Annotated in this window: 14 protein-coding genes; 9 read left to right on the forward strand and 5 right to left on the reverse strand. The window is 70.4% G+C overall.

What is annotated here, in order from left to right; translation table 11 throughout:
- Window positions 1-20: 20 nt before the first annotated feature.
- Complete coding sequence (gene rsmB, locus CAL24_RS22450; RefSeq protein WP_028354360.1) at window positions 21-1379, reverse strand: 16S rRNA (cytosine(967)-C(5))-methyltransferase RsmB; 1359 nt, start codon at window positions 1377-1379, stop codon at window positions 21-23.
- A 98-nt stretch (window positions 1380-1477) separates the two neighbouring features.
- On the opposite strand from rsmB, the gene CAL24_RS22455 reads away from it, so the two are divergent.
- Window positions 1478-2104 carry a LysE family translocator gene (locus CAL24_RS22455; RefSeq protein WP_028354361.1) on the forward strand — a complete coding sequence of 209 codons (627 nt, stop codon included), beginning with the start codon at window positions 1478-1480 and terminating at the stop codon, window positions 2102-2104.
- 116 nt (window positions 2105-2220) lie between these two features.
- The gene (gene rimO / locus CAL24_RS22460) at window positions 2221-3537 is read left to right on the forward strand and encodes a 30S ribosomal protein S12 methylthiotransferase RimO (RefSeq protein WP_028354362.1); all 1317 of its coding nucleotides are present in this window, start codon (window positions 2221-2223) and stop codon (window positions 3535-3537) included.
- A gap of 105 nt (window positions 3538-3642) precedes the next feature.
- Here rimO and CAL24_RS22465 read toward each other — a convergent pair whose 3' ends face one another.
- Window positions 3643-4209 (reverse strand): ferritin-like domain-containing protein, encoded by a 567-nt coding sequence (locus tag CAL24_RS22465; protein ID WP_094807976.1) that lies wholly within the window; start codon window positions 4207-4209, stop codon window positions 3643-3645.
- A 206-nt stretch (window positions 4210-4415) separates the two neighbouring features.
- Here CAL24_RS22465 and CAL24_RS22470 point away from each other — a divergent pair, with 206 nt between their 5' ends.
- From CAL24_RS22470 to CAL24_RS22485, 4 genes are read left to right on the forward strand one after another with little or no spacing between them, the layout of a single operon-like run.
- Window positions 4416-5003 carry a TIGR00730 family Rossman fold protein gene (locus tag CAL24_RS22470; RefSeq protein ID WP_094807977.1) on the forward strand — a complete coding sequence of 196 codons (588 nt, stop codon included), beginning with the start codon at window positions 4416-4418 and terminating at the stop codon, window positions 5001-5003.
- Between the two features lie 40 nt (window positions 5004-5043).
- Window positions 5044-5634, forward strand: a complete 591-nt coding sequence (locus tag CAL24_RS22475) for a hypothetical protein (RefSeq protein WP_094807978.1) — start codon at window positions 5044-5046, stop codon at window positions 5632-5634.
- The gene (locus CAL24_RS22480; protein WP_094807979.1) at window positions 5631-6266 is read left to right on the forward strand and encodes an HAD hydrolase-like protein; all 636 of its coding nucleotides are present in this window, start codon (window positions 5631-5633) and stop codon (window positions 6264-6266) included. The genes CAL24_RS22475 and CAL24_RS22480 overlap by 4 nt, the downstream gene beginning before the upstream one ends.
- Before the next feature lie 10 nt (window positions 6267-6276).
- Complete coding sequence (locus CAL24_RS22485; protein WP_028354367.1) at window positions 6277-6903, forward strand: pyridoxamine 5'-phosphate oxidase family protein; 627 nt, start codon at window positions 6277-6279, stop codon at window positions 6901-6903.
- Between the two features lie 620 nt (window positions 6904-7523).
- On the opposite strand, the gene fmt is transcribed toward CAL24_RS22485, so the two are convergent.
- Both fmt and def read right to left on the reverse strand, forming a co-directional pair.
- Entirely contained in the window at window positions 7524-8468 is a 945-nt protein-coding gene (fmt, locus tag CAL24_RS22490; protein WP_094807980.1) for a methionyl-tRNA formyltransferase, read from the reverse strand.
- Between the two features lie 5 nt (window positions 8469-8473).
- On the reverse strand, window positions 8474-8986 hold the full coding sequence (def, locus tag CAL24_RS22495; protein ID WP_028354369.1) for a peptide deformylase: 513 nt from the start codon (window positions 8984-8986) through the stop codon (window positions 8474-8476).
- A gap of 208 nt (window positions 8987-9194) precedes the next feature.
- Here def and dprA point away from each other — a divergent pair, with 208 nt between their 5' ends.
- The 3 genes from dprA (at window position 9195) to CAL24_RS22510 (ending at window position 11817) form a co-directional block, all read left to right on the forward strand.
- Window positions 9195-10304: a DNA-processing protein DprA gene (gene dprA, locus CAL24_RS22500; RefSeq protein ID WP_094807981.1), complete on the forward strand. Its 1110-nt coding sequence runs from the start codon at window positions 9195-9197 to the stop codon at window positions 10302-10304.
- Between the two features lie 74 nt (window positions 10305-10378).
- A complete protein-coding gene (locus CAL24_RS22505) occupies window positions 10379-11287 on the forward strand; it encodes a hydroxymethylglutaryl-CoA lyase (RefSeq protein ID WP_028354371.1) in 909 nt (302 codons plus the stop codon).
- Between the two features lie 53 nt (window positions 11288-11340).
- The gene (locus tag CAL24_RS22510; RefSeq protein WP_028354372.1) at window positions 11341-11817 is read left to right on the forward strand and encodes a membrane protein; all 477 of its coding nucleotides are present in this window, start codon (window positions 11341-11343) and stop codon (window positions 11815-11817) included.
- Here CAL24_RS22510 and CAL24_RS22515 read toward each other — a convergent pair.
- The gene (locus CAL24_RS22515; protein WP_094808119.1) at window positions 11814-13052 is read right to left on the reverse strand and encodes a PLP-dependent aminotransferase family protein; all 1239 of its coding nucleotides are present in this window, start codon (window positions 13050-13052) and stop codon (window positions 11814-11816) included. The two genes, CAL24_RS22510 and CAL24_RS22515, sit on opposite strands and share 4 nt — an antisense overlap.
- Between the last annotated feature and the right edge of the window lie 73 nt (window positions 13053-13125).

Genomic DNA, 13125 nt, shown 5'->3' on the forward strand with positions numbered 1-13125 from the left:
ATCCGGGTATTCTTGGCGATTCAGGACTGCTTGGCAAACAGCGCATAGAAAAATCCGTCGTGCTGGTCCTGCGGTGTTGCGTCGATGGCAACAGGCAGCAGCTGGCCGGGGGCGTCCAGGCGCCGGGCATCCGGATGACGCCGCAGGAAGCCGGCGGCCTGGTCGGCGCCCTCGGCGGGAAAAATCGAACACGTCACATATAGCAGGCGGCCGCCCGGCGCGACCGTGCGCCACAGCGCATCGACGATGCGCGCCTGCAGCGCGGCGGTGCGGGCCACGTCCGGCGCGCGCCGCAGCCAGCGGATATCGGGATGACGGCGCACGATGCCCGATGCGGTGCAGGGCACGTCGGCCAGCACCGCGTCGAAAGGCCGGCCGTCCCACCAGGCGTCCGGGTCGGCGGCATCGGCGGCGGCCAGCGCGACACGCTCCGAGCGCAGCCCCAGCCGGTCGAGGTTCTGCTCTACGCGCTGCAGCCGGCCGGCGTCGGCGTCCAGCGCCAGCAGGTCGATGTCGGCCAGTTCCAGCAGGTGCGCCGTCTTGCCGCCGGGCGCCGCGCACGCGTCGAGCACGCGTTCGCCGTCGCGCACGCCGAGCAGCGGCGCGGCCAGTTGCGCGCCGGCGTCCTGCACCGACCACCAGCCTTCGGCGAAGCCGGGCAGTTGCGTGACCGGCCGGGCCTGCGCCAGCACCAGCCCGGCGGGGCCGGTGGGCGTGGCGTCGATGCCGGCCGCGCGCAGGGCGTCGCGCACCTGGTCGCGGCCGGCGCGGCGCCGGTTCACCCGCAGGGTCAGGGGCGCCGGCAGGTTGGCCGCGGCCACGATGTCGCGCCACCGCGCCGGGTAGGCCTGTTCCAGTTCCCGCACCCACCAGCCGGGGTGATGCCAGCGCGCCTCCGGACGATCGGCCACGGCCGCCTCGAGGGCGGCGCGCTCGCGCAGGAAGCGGCGCAGGCTGGCATTGAGCAGGCCCTTGTAGGCCGACAGGCCGCGCTGGCCGGCGGCGGCCGTGACGGCCTGGTTCACTACGGTGTGCGGCGCGTAGACGGGCATGCCGGGAACCGGGTCGGCCGGCGCGGGCGCGTCGGCCGCCGGCGCCTTCAGGAGGCTCAGCGCCACCCGCAGCAGGGCGTCGAACATGGCGCCGGGCGAACGCTGCACCAGGCTGGCCGCGATGGCGTCGGCCCAGCCCAGGTAGCGCATGGCATGGAACGACACCGCCTGCACGGCCGGCCGCAAGCGCGGGGGCACGCCGGCCAGTGCGTCGGTCAGCGAGCGGCCGTCGCGCACGGCGCGGACGGCGCCGGCGGTGGCCAGCAAGACGGCTGCCAGGGCCGGGCCCGGCGATGGCGGATCAGGGGAATCGGAACGCGCAGACATGGACGACACACGAGAAGCAACCCCGCTATGGTAGCCGCTGGCTGGACGGATCCGGCCTGGCGGTCCACACTTGGCCTTCTTCACGCTCCGCCGCCGCCATGACTCTCGCCACCCTGCTGCTGTTCGCCCTGGCCTCCGGCATCACCATCGCCACGCCGGGCCCGACCGTGCTGCTCGCCATGAGCAACGGCTCGCGCCATGGCGTGCGCGCCGCCGCCTGGGGCATGGCGGGAGCCGTGCTGGCCGACATGATCCTGGTCGCCATCGTGGCCTCGGGGCTGGGAGTGCTGCTGGCGGCCTCGGAAGTCGCCTTCCAGGCGCTCAAATGGGCCGGCGCGGCCTACCTGGCCTACCTGGGCTGGCGCCTGCTGCGCACCGACGCGCCGGCCGTGCTGGCGGCCGAGCCCCCCGACGCGCCCGGCGCGCGGCAGCTGTTCCTGCGCAGCTTCCTGGTCGCCATCACCAACCCCAAGGCGCTGCTGTTCATGTCGGCCTTCCTGCCGCAGTTCATCGACCCGGCCGCGCCGCTGCTGCCCCAATACCTGGCGCTGGCGGCGGTGCTGGCCGTGCTCAACCTGGCCGCCATGCTGGCCTATGCGCTGCTGGGCGCCCGCCTGATGCGGGCGCTGAAACACGGCGGGCTGCGCTGGCTCAACCGCCTGTGCGGCGGCGCGCTGATCGCCATGGCGGCCACGCTGGCGCTGTACCGGCGCGGCGGCGCGTGAGCGGCGCGCGCCCGGCGCCGCGAAGCGGCTAGAATCGCCTGTTTGCCCCGTCCCGTGGGCTAAAATTGCGCAATTTTCGACCGCCTGCGCGCGCCGCGCGCTCCCCGAGGTATTCCATGTCTTCCCCCAAAGTCGGCTTCGTCAGCCTGGGCTGCCCGAAAGCCCTGGTCGATTCCGAACGCATCCTGACCCAACTGCGCACCGAGGGCTACCAGGTCACGCCCGAATACGATGACGCCGACGTGGTCGTGGTCAACACCTGCGGCTTCATCGACAGCGCCAAGGCCGAATCGCTGGAGGCCATCGGCGAAGCCATCGCCGAGAACGGCAAGGTGATCGTCACCGGCTGCATGGGCGTCGAGGAATCGGTCATCCGCGAGGTCCATCCCAGCGTGCTGGCAGTGACCGGCCCGCAGCAATATGAAGAAGTGGTGCGCGCGGTGCACCAGGCCGCGCCGCCGAAGGCGGACCACAACCCGTATGTCGACCTGGTGCCGCCGCAGGGCATCAAGCTCACGCCGCGCCACTACGCCTACCTGAAGATTTCCGAAGGCTGCAACCACCGCTGCAGCTTCTGCATCATCCCGTCCATGCGCGGCGACCTGGTCAGCCGGCCGGTGGGCGAGGTCCTGAACGAGGCCGAGCGCCTGGTGAAGGCCGGCGTCAAGGAGCTGCTGGTCATTTCGCAGGACACCAGCGCCTACGGCGTGGACATCAAGTACCGCAGCGGCTTCTGGAACGGCCGGCCGGTCAGGACGCGCATGACCGAGCTCTGTACGGCCTTGTCCGAACTCGGCGTCTGGACGCGCCTGCACTATGTATACCCCTACCCGCACGTGGACGAGGTGATTCCGCTGATGGCGCAGGGCAAGGTGCTGCCGTACCTGGACATCCCGTTCCAGCACGCCAGCCCGCGCATCCTGAAGGCCATGAAGCGGCCGGCCTTCGAGGACAAGACGCTGGCGCGCATCAAGCGCTGGCGCGAAGAATGCCCCGACCTGACCCTGCGCTCCACCTTCATCGTCGGCTTTCCCGGCGAAACCGAGGAAGACTTCCAGTACCTGCTGGACTGGATGAGCGAGGCGCAACTCGACCGCGTCGGCTGTTTCCAGTATTCGCCGGTGGACGGGGCGCCCGCCAATGCCCTGCCGGACGCCGTGCCCGACGAGGTCAAGCAGGAACGCTGGGACCGCTTCATGGCGCACCAGCAGGCCATTTCGGCCGCGCGCCTGCAGACGCGCGTGGGCCGCGACATCGACGTGCTGATCGACAGCGTCGACGCCGACGGCGCGGTCGGGCGCTCCAGCGCCGATGCGCCGGAAATCGACGGCAACGTCTACGTCAGCAGCGCGCGCACCCTGCGGCCGGGCGACCTGGTGCGCGTGCGCGTCACCGGGGCGGACGAGTACGACCTGTACGGCGACGCGGCCTGACGGTCCGGCGGCGCGGCGCCAGCCACCCTGCGGGAGCCTGGCACCTGAAATTGCGCGGCCTTGCTTTGGTGTCAGGCCCCCGCGGGGTGCCTGGCACCAGCGACATCAGTTCTTGTCCAGGAAATCCGACAAATCGTCGGCGTGCTCCTCCTCGACCGCCAGGATTTCCTCCAGCAGGCGGCGCGTGGTGGGGTCCTTGTCGCCCACGTAGTCGACCATCTGCCGGTAACTGTCGATGGCGATGCGCTCGGCGATCAGGTTTTCCTTGATCATGTCCTGCAGGTTGCTGGCCTCGACGTATTCCGAATGACTGCGCTCCAGCAGGCCGACCGGCGACAGGTTGGGCTCGCCGCCCAGCTGCACGATACGCTCGGCGATGCGGTCGGCGTGGCTGAGCTCCTCGGCCGCGTGCTCGGCGAACTCGGCGGCCACCGGCTCGGCGTTGAGGCCGCGCGCCATGAAATAGTGGCGCTTGTAGCGCAGCACACAGACCACTTCCGTGGCCAGGGCCTCGTTCAGCAGCTTGAGCACCGCTTCGCGGTCGGCGCGGTAGCCTTCGGTGACGGCGCCGGACTCGATGTCCTGGCGGGCCTTGGCGCGGATGCCGGCCACGTCCACTTCGAACGCGCCGCCGCTGCGGGATGACGATTGGGCTTGGGTAGTTTGTTGCATATCGCTGGCTCCTTGTTCTGATGAGGGCAAGACGATGGTGGCGCCCATGGGACGCCGACAACCCAGTGTATCGGCCGTGCCGTGCCCACGCTGTGTCCAAACATTGCTTGAAGCGCGCCGGACAGGATCTGCAACTTGCGTAAACTACTTACTGATCGCCGCTATGGCGGACGATGTAATTTGTAACGGGTGTACGCTCTCCAACCATGAAATTACAGAACATCTGCGTTTATTGCGGCTCCAACGGCGGCAGCCGTCCCGACTATGCCGACGGCGCGCGCGAACTGGCGCGCGAGCTGGTGCGACGCGACATCGGCCTGGTCTACGGCGGCGCGAGCGTCGGCATCATGGGCATCGTGGCCGACGCCGTGCTGGCCGAGGGCGGCCGCGTCATCGGCGTCATCCCCGAGCCGCTGATGCGCAAGGAACTGGCGCATCGCGGCCTGACCGAGCTGCACGTGGTGCAGACCATGCACGAGCGCAAGACCATGATGGCGGCGCGGGCCGACGGCTTCGTGGCCCTGCCCGGCGGCGCCGGCACCCTGGAAGAGATCTTCGAGACCTGGACCTGGGCCCAGCTGGGGATGCACGAGAAGCCCTGCGGCCTGCTCAACATTGCCGGTTATTACGATCAACTGGCCGGGTTCCCGGACCACGCGGTGCAGGAATCGTTCATGCGCGCCGAACACCGCGCCATGCTGGCCGTGGAAAGCCGGCCGGGCGCCCTGCTGGACCGCTTTGCCTCCTACCAGCCCCCCACCGTATCCAAATGGATCGATCCGGGCGAACACTGAACCGCACTGAACTGAACCCCTGTCCATCGCGTATTCCGCCATGCCCACAGCCACGGTCATTCCAGCCAGTACGTCGTCCTTGATGCGGAACTACCTCCGCGCCAAGGACGAAAACCGCCCCCTCTTCATGGCGCGCGCCTTCGCGCCGGACGCCGTCCTCAAGATGACGCTGCGCACCCAGGCCATCGCCTTCCCGCCCGAAGCGCGCGGCCTGGACGCGATCACCGAGGCGCTGGTCCGCACCTTCGGCCAGACCTACGAAAACGTCTTCACCTTCTATCTCGCCCATCCGGGCGACGACGCGGTCCTGTCCGAGTACACCTGCGACTGGTTCGTGGGCATGACCGAGAAGAGCACCCGCCAGGTGCGGGTGGGCTGCGGCACTTATGACTGGGCGTTCCAGCAGGCGCCGCACCTGGCCACGCGCCTGGAGATCACCATCGAGACCATGCTGAGCCTGCCGGCCGACACCGCGCCGGCGGTGTTCGCCTGGTTGACCACGCTGCCCTACCCCTGGACGGACTCGCAGCGCGTGGTCAACAGCGCCCCGCCCATCGAGGCGCTGGCGCCGGTCATGCACTGGATCCGCCGGGTCGAGCGCACGGCCTACCCGGCGGACGGCACGGCTTGAAATACGACCTGGCGGCATTCGATTTCGACGGCACGCTGGCCGACACCATGCCCTGGTTCGAGTCGGTGCTGGACGGGGTGGCGGACCGCTATGGCTTTCGCAAGGTGGATGCCGCCGAGCGGGCGCAACTGCGCCACCGCAACGCCCACGAGATCCTCAAGTACCTGGGCATCCCGGCATGGAAAATGCCGGCCATCATGGCGCACGTGCGCCAGCTCATGCGCGACGGCGCGCCCGGCCTGCAGCTGTTCGACGGCATCGCGCCGGCGCTGGGGCGCGTGCGCGAGGCCGGGCTGCGGCTGGCGGTGGTCAGCTCGAACTCGCCCGACAACGTGCGCCGCGCGCTGGGCCCGCAGACCAGCCAGCTGTTCGACGATTACGAATGCGGCATCGACATGTTCGGCAAGGCCGCCAAGCTGAAGCGGCTGCTGGCGCGCCACCGGGTGGCGCCGCAGCGCTGCATCCTGGTGGGCGACGAAATGCGCGACATCGACGCGGCGCGCAAGGCCGGCGTGCGCGTGGCTGCCGTGGCCTGGGGCTATAACCACGTGGACGCGCTGCGCGGCCATGGCCCCGACGAGATCATCATGCACGTGGCCGACCTGCCGGCCGTCCTGACACGCACTGACTAGAGCCTGGACCATGGATATCGACGACTCCCATCGCATTGCCGACCTCGACGCCTTGCTGGCCCTGTACGGCCAGCCCAGCGAGGCCTCGATCATGAAGGAAGTGGACCATGTGCACCCGCACTACCGCGCCTTCATCGAGGCCGCGCCGTTCGCGGTGCTGGCCACCAGCGGGCCGGACGGCCTGGACGCCTCGCCGCGCGGCGACCCGGCCGGCTTCGTGACCGTGGCCGATGACAAGACCCTGCTCATTCCGGACCGGCGCGGCAACAACCGCATCGATACGCTGCGCAATATCCTGGCGGATCCGCGCGTGGCGCTGCTGTTCCTGGTGCCGGGCGTGGGCGAGACGCTGCGCGTCAACGGCCGCGCCAGCATCAGCACCGACCCGGCCCTGCTGGCGCGCTTCGCCATGCAGGACAAGCCGCCCCGCTCGGTGCTGGTGGTGCACGTGGAGACCGTGTTCTTCCAGTGCTCGCGCGCCATCGTGCGCTCGGCGCTGTGGGACCCGGCCACGCAGATCGAACGGTCGCGGCTGCCCAGCACGGGGCGGATCCTGGCCGACATCAGCGCCGGCACCATCGACGGCGAAGCCTATGACCGGGCGCTGCCGGGGAGAGTGCGAGATACGTTGTATTGATTGCCTGCGGTTGTATTGATTGCATGCGTGCCGGCGGTGATGTTCCGGGGCGGGGGATTGGGTTCTATAGGCGTCGTTGTGGGGGGCCGGGCTGATCAGGTTCTTGCACTTCGTGGGCGCGCAAGGGAAGGGGGGAACATTTTGCGGAGCCGCGCCGGACAGGCGCCCTGCGCGCCTGTCCGGCGCATTCAGGCTGGGCATGCGGCGGGTGTCATTGCATGGCAAACGCCTGGCTGGGTCACCTTGAGCCAGGCACTTCAACTTAAAGATGGCCCACTCTCACGACGGCTGCCATGCGAAGGGTCATTCAAGCCGCGCAGGGCGGCTTGAATGACCGGCCCGGCAAGACTTTCTTCCCTTCGCTCCCTGTCGCCGACGAAGCATCAGAACCCCGACCGCCCCGGCGATGTGTCGATTCGAGTTGTCGCGAGCCGGGGCGCGGGGCTGGGCGCGGCGGGGCGCCTCGGGGCCGAGCGAGGGAAACCGAAGGAACGCAGCGACGAGGTTGACGACGCGGTGCCGGGCGCGCTGGGCGCCCGGCCGGCCCCGTGAAGCCCCGCCGCGCCCAGCCCCGCGTCCCGGCGCCGGAAGAACGCAAACATCTCCCGGCCGCGCCGCGATCAACCGGCCGGCTGCCATCCCCGCACGAAGACATCCACGGGCTGCCGCTTCCCACCGGCCTTTTGCAATTCGAGCAGGCGCAGCACCCCTTCCCCGGTAGCCAGGTCGATGCCATCGGCCGCAGCGCGCAATACGGTACCCGCCGGCTCGGCGACGGCCTGGTCAAGCGCCTGGGCGCGCCACACCTTGACCGGGTCGGCCAGGCCGGGCAGGCGCACGGTGGCGCCGGGCACCGGATTGAAGGCGCGCACGCGGCGGGCCAGCAGCGCGGCGGGCTGTGAGCAATCGAGCGCCGCCTCGGCCTTGTCCAGCTTGGCGGCATAGGTCACGCCGTCAGCGGGCTGCGGGCGCGGCGCCAGGCCGCCGGCCTGCAGCGCCTGCAAGGCGGCGACAATGGCCTCGCCGCCAGCGGCGGCCAGCGCGTCGTGCAACTGGGCGGCGGTGTCGTCCGGGCCGATGGGCACTTCGCGTTCCAGCAGCATGTCGCCGGTATCCAGGCCCTCGTCCATCTGCATGATAGTCACGCCGGTGCGGGCGTCGCCCGCTTCGATGGCCCGCTGGATCGGCGCCGCGCCGCGCCAGCGCGGCAGCAGGCTGGCGTGGATGTTCAGGCAGCCGCGCGGCGGCAGCGCCAGGGTCCAGGCCGGCAGGATCAGGCCGTAGGCGGCCACCACCATCACGTCGGGCACGGCTTGCCGCAGTTGGTCGCGGGCCTGCGCGGCCTCGTCCGGGTAGCGGCCGTCGAGCCGCAGGCTGCGCGGCTGGGCCACGGCGATGCCGGCGGCCAGGGCGGCCTGCTTGACGGGGCTGGGCGTGAGTTTCAGGCCGCGGCCGGCGGGCCGGTCGGGCTGGGTCAGCACCAGGGGGATATCGTGGCCGGCGGCCAGCAGCGCGTCCAGCGCGACGCGCGCGAATTCCGGCGTTCCGGCAAAGACCAGGCGCATGGGGCTCAGGCGCGCAGCGCTTCGCGCTCGGCCTTCTTGAGCTTGGTCTTGATGCGGCTTTGCTTCAGGTTGGACAGGTACTCGACGAACACCTTGCCGTCGAGATGATCGAGCTCGTGCTGCACGCACACCGCCAGCAGGCCGTCGGCCTCGGCCTCGTACGGCTTGCCGTCGATATCCAGCGCCTTGTAGCGGATGCGCGCCGCGCGCTCGACCTCGTCGTAGATGCCCGGCACCGACAGGCAGCCTTCCTCGTAGGTCTGGCGCTCGTCGCTCTTCCAGGTGATCTCGGGGTTGATCAGCACGCGCAGCTCGTTGCCGCCCTCGGAGACGTCGATGACCACCACGCGCTCGTGCACGTCGACCTGGGTGGCGGCCAGGCCGACGCCCGGCGCCTCGTACATGGTGTCGGCCATGTCGCGCACCAGTTGCCGGATGCGGTCGTCCACCACCGCAACCGGCGCGGCCTTCTTGTGCAGGCGCGGGTCGGGATAATGAAGAATGGGAAGCAAAGCCATGGCAAACACGAAATCGTCGGAGCTGATTATGCAGCGATGGTTTAATAATAATTCATTAGAGGCTTGATTTCTAATAGATTCCGGCTAATCGCGCCATTGCCGGCCGGCCGCCGGGACGCTTTTGGCGCGGCGCGCGCGGCGTCGGCCGCGAGCCGTGCGACACTAGCGCACCCCGGCCTCCTGGCCGCCGGCCGCCCCCTCACGAACCATGCCGCTTTCGCACTCCGAAGCCGAACTGTCCGCCTGGCTGCGCTTGTCGCTCGAGCCCGGCCTGGGCCCGGCCGACGCCTACCCGCTGCTGTCGGCGCTCGGGCTGCCGGAACAGATCTACGCGCTGGGCGCGGCCGCCCTGGCCCGCCACGTCCCGCACGAACTGGCGCGCCAACTGGCGGCGCCGCCATCGTCCGACGTGCAGGACCAGATCGCCCGCACCCTGGAATGGGTGGCGGAGCCGGGCCGGCACATCCTGACATTGTCGGATCCAGCCTACCCCCAAAGCCTGCTGACCACCGCCGACCCGCCGCTGCTGCTGTACGTCAATGGCGACCCGGCGCGCCTGGCCACGCGGGCGCTGGCGGTGGTGGGCGCCCGCAGCGCCACGCCGGGCGGCTGCGACAACGCGCGCGCCTTTGCCCGCCACCTGGCCGGCCACGGCTGGTGCGTGGTCAGCGGCCTGGCCCTGGGCATCGACGCCGCCGCCCACGAAGGCGCCTTGCAGGCCGGCCCCGCCGGCGCGGGCACGGTGGCCGTCATGGGCACCGGCATCGACCGCGTCTACCCCGCCCGCCACCGCGAGCTGGCGCACCGCATCGCCGAACAGGGCGCGCTGGTGTCCGAGCTGCCGCTGGGCACGGGCGCGCGGCCGCACCACTTCCCGCGCCGCAACCGGTTGGTGGCCGGCCTGGCGCGCGGCGTACTGGTGGTGGAGGCGGCGCGCCAGAGCGGCTCCCTGATCACCGCCCGCCTGGCCGGCGAAAGCGGCCGCGAGGTGTTCGCCATCCCCGGCTCGATCCACTCGCCGTTGTCGCGCGGCTGCCATGCGCTGATCCGCCAGGGCGCCAAGCTGGTCGAGACGGCCCAGGACATTACCGACGAGCTGGGCGGCGGCGACCGGGCCCCCGCGGCGACGGCGGCGGCCGCGCCGTCCCTGCAGGAAACCCCGCTGTTGCAGGCCCTCGGCTACGACCCGCTGCACCTGGACGCGCTGCAGGCGCGCACCGGCCTGGACGTCGCCACGCTGAACGCCCAGCTGCTCGAACTGGAACTGGCCGGTCGCGTCGCGCGCCTGGACGGCGGCCGCTTCCAGCGCCTGAAATAGGCAGCGGGGCTACTATTGGGATATTCGACCCGCGCCGGCCGCCCGGCGCGCCATTACTTGCCACAGGAAGAGACATGCCGCTGCCCTCCCGCGCCAAGATCGTCGAGGTATCGCCCCGCGATGGCCTGCAGAACGAAAAAACCCTCATCGCCACCGACATCAAGGTAGAGCTGGTCGACCGCCTGACCGCCGCCGGCTTTCCCAACATCGAGGCCACCTCGTTCGTCTCCCCCAAGTGGGTGCCGCAGATGGCCGATGCCGCCGACGTCATGGCCCGCATCCAGCGCAAGCCGGGGGTGATCTACTCGGTGCTGACGCCCAACATGAAGGGCCTGGAAGGCGCGCTGGCCGCCAAGGCGGACGAGGTCGTGATCTTCGGCGCGGCCAGCGAGGCGTTCTCCCAGAAGAACATCAACTGCTCGATCGCCGAATCGATCGCCCGCTTCGAACCGGTGGCCGAGGCCGCGCGCGCGGCCGGGGTGCGCCTGCGCGGCAGCATCAGCTGCGCGCTGGGCTGTCCGTACCAGGGCGAGGTGCCGGTCGAGGCCGTGGTGGACGTCGCGCGCCGCTACGTGGCGCTGGGCTGCGACGAGATCGACGTGGCCGACACCATCGGCGTGGGCACGCCGCGGCGGGTCCGCGAAGTCATGGCGGCAGTCACCCAGGTGATCGATCCGGCGCGCGTGTCCGGACACTTCCACGACACCTATGGCCAGGCGCTGGCCAACATCCTGGCGGCGCTGGAAACCGGCATCGGCATCTTCCACACCTCGGTGGCCGGCCTGGGAGGCTGCCCGTACGCCAAGGGCGCCACCGGCAACGTCGCCACCGAAGACGTGCTGTACATGCTGCGCGGCCTGGACATCGACACGGGCGTGGACTTCGATGCCGTGGTCGACATCGGCCAGTGGATGTCGGCGCACCTGGACCGCAAGGGCGGCAGCCGCGCCGGCAATGCGGTCGCCGCCAAGCGCGCCGCCTGAGCCGCGTGCGCCAGAATGCCCGCCCCGCGCCGCGCCACCGGACCCCGCCCGTCATGACCTCACTCTTTGCCCCGCCCCCGGCGGAAGAACGCGACGCGCTGCTGCGCGAAATCGGCCCGCTGCCGCTGACCGGCCAGGCCTGGCCGGACTGGGTGCGCATCCTGGCCTGGATCATCCTGGCCATCATCGGGGTGCAGATCGTCTCGTCGGCGATCCGGCTGCCGCCGGGTCAGGTCAGCACTGTATTGGCGGCCATCGTGATCCTGTGCTTCCTGGGGCTGGTGCTGGTCTCCTGGCACATGCAGAAATCCGTCACCACCATCGACGAGTCCGGCCTGCGCCAGACCTGGATCACCCGCCGCGAAGTGACCTGGCAGGAAATCCAGTTCGCCAAGTTCGTGCCGCTGCTGTTCTCGAAGCGGCTGGTGGTGTTCACCCAGCGCGGCCGCCCGGTGGTGTTCCAGGGCGGCACGCGGGAACTGCAGATCGCCTTCGCGAAGATTTCCCTGCTGTACCGGCGCAAGCGCTAGGCGGCCAGCGACACCGAGACCGGCGCGTTGGCCTCGCAGGCGTCCAGCGCCTGGCCGAGCCGCGCGATGCCCTGGGCGATCTGCGTTTCGTTCATGGTGGCGAAGGACATGCGCATGGCGTGCAGGTCGGCCTGCGCCGGATCGGCATAGAACGCCTTGCCCGGCACATAGACCACGCCCTGCTCGATGGCATAGGGCAGCAGGCGGGTGGCGTCGGCCTCGCCCTCGAGGCGGGCCCAGAAGAACATGCCGCCTTCCGGCTTGCGGAAGCTGACCCGGCCGGCCAGGCCGGCCAGTGCCTGGGCCAGCGCGTCGCAGCGCGCGCCGTAGGCGGCGCGGATGCGCGGCACGTGCTGCTGGTAGCGGCCGTTGGCCAGGTACTGCGCCACCACTTCCTGCACCCATGCCGACGACGCCATGTCGTCGGCCGCCTTGGCGCCCACGCAACGGCGGCGCACTTCGGCGGGCGCCACCAGCCAGCCGATGCGCAGCGCCGGCGCCATGGTCTTGGACATGGTCGAGATGTACACCGCCCAGTGGCGCGCCTCGCCCTCGGCCAGGGCGGCGATGGGCGGGACCACCTCGCCGGCGAAGCGCAGTTCGCCATAGGGGTCGTCCTCGACGATGAGGAACTGGTGCTTGACCGCCAGTTCGAGCAGCCGCAGGCGGCGCTGCCGGCTGATGGTGGCGCCGCACGGGTTGGAGAACGACGCCACCACGCAGACGATCTTGGGCTTCAGGCGCGCGGCCATGTCGTCCAGGGCGTCCACGTCGATGCCTTCCGGCCCGGACGCCACCGGATGCACGGTGGCGCCGGTGTAGCGCAGGGCCTGCACCGAATTGGGAAAAGCAGGGCTTTCGATGAAGGCATGGTCGCCGGGCTGCAACATGACGCGGCTGACCAGCGCCAGCGCCTGCTGCGAGCCGCCGGTCACGGCCAGCTCGGTATCGGGATCGCACGCCAGCCCGCGTTCGGCGGTGAGGCGCGCCAGCTCGGCGCGCAGGCTGGCCTGGCCGTCGATGTTGGAATACTGCAGGCACGCTCCGAGGCGCGCCAGCACCTGGTTCGACGCGCTGGTCAGGCCGTCGATGTCGAACAGTTCCTGGGCGGGATAGCCGCCCGCCAGCGAAATGGTGCCGGGGCTCATGGCGTACGACATGAGCGAGCGGATGGGCGAGGCGGCGGGAGTCTGGAAGGGGGCGGCGAAAGCGTAGCGTGGCGCTGCGGAAGACATGATGGAGGGCGGAGCCGGCGGGAACAGGGGCATCGGCGCGGCAGAACGCCGCGGGACGGCATAGAACCTTGAA

The organism is Bordetella genomosp. 2, from assembly GCF_002261345.1.
In the GTDB taxonomy this organism is placed as follows: domain Bacteria; phylum Pseudomonadota; class Gammaproteobacteria; order Burkholderiales; family Burkholderiaceae_B; genus Bordetella_A.

What these genes read in the sequence shown, in the direction of transcription:
- dprA (WP_094807981.1), top strand. Translation starts at nt 9,195, where the DNA reads ATGCCGCTTTCGCACTCCGAAGCCGAACTGTCCGCCTGGCTGCGCTTG.
- CAL24_RS22505 (WP_028354371.1), top strand. Translation starts at nt 10,379, where the DNA reads ATGCCGCTGCCCTCCCGCGCCAAGATCGTCGAGGTATCGCCCCGCGAT.
- CAL24_RS22485 (WP_028354367.1), top strand. Translation starts at nt 6,277, where the DNA reads ATGGATATCGACGACTCCCATCGCATTGCCGACCTCGACGCCTTGCTG.
- CAL24_RS22510 (WP_028354372.1), top strand. Translation starts at nt 11,341, where the DNA reads ATGACCTCACTCTTTGCCCCGCCCCCGGCGGAAGAACGCGACGCGCTG.
- CAL24_RS22455 (WP_028354361.1), top strand. Translation starts at nt 1,478, where the DNA reads ATGACTCTCGCCACCCTGCTGCTGTTCGCCCTGGCCTCCGGCATCACC.
- CAL24_RS22465 (WP_094807976.1), bottom strand. Translation starts at nt 4,209, where the DNA reads ATGCAACAAACTACCCAAGCCCAATCGTCATCCCGCAGCGGCGGCGCG.
- rsmB (WP_028354360.1), bottom strand. Translation starts at nt 1,379, where the DNA reads ATGTCTGCGCGTTCCGATTCCCCTGATCCGCCATCGCCGGGCCCGGCC.
- rimO (WP_028354362.1), top strand. Translation starts at nt 2,221, where the DNA reads ATGTCTTCCCCCAAAGTCGGCTTCGTCAGCCTGGGCTGCCCGAAAGCC.
- CAL24_RS22470 (WP_094807977.1), top strand. Translation starts at nt 4,416, where the DNA reads ATGAAATTACAGAACATCTGCGTTTATTGCGGCTCCAACGGCGGCAGC.
- CAL24_RS22515 (WP_094808119.1), bottom strand. Translation starts at nt 13,052, where the DNA reads ATGTCTTCCGCAGCGCCACGCTACGCTTTCGCCGCCCCCTTCCAGACT.
- fmt (WP_094807980.1), bottom strand. Translation starts at nt 8,468, where the DNA reads ATGCGCCTGGTCTTTGCCGGAACGCCGGAATTCGCGCGCGTCGCGCTG.
- def (WP_028354369.1), bottom strand. Translation starts at nt 8,986, where the DNA reads ATGGCTTTGCTTCCCATTCTTCATTATCCCGACCCGCGCCTGCACAAG.
- CAL24_RS22475 (WP_094807978.1), top strand. Translation starts at nt 5,044, where the DNA reads ATGCCCACAGCCACGGTCATTCCAGCCAGTACGTCGTCCTTGATGCGG.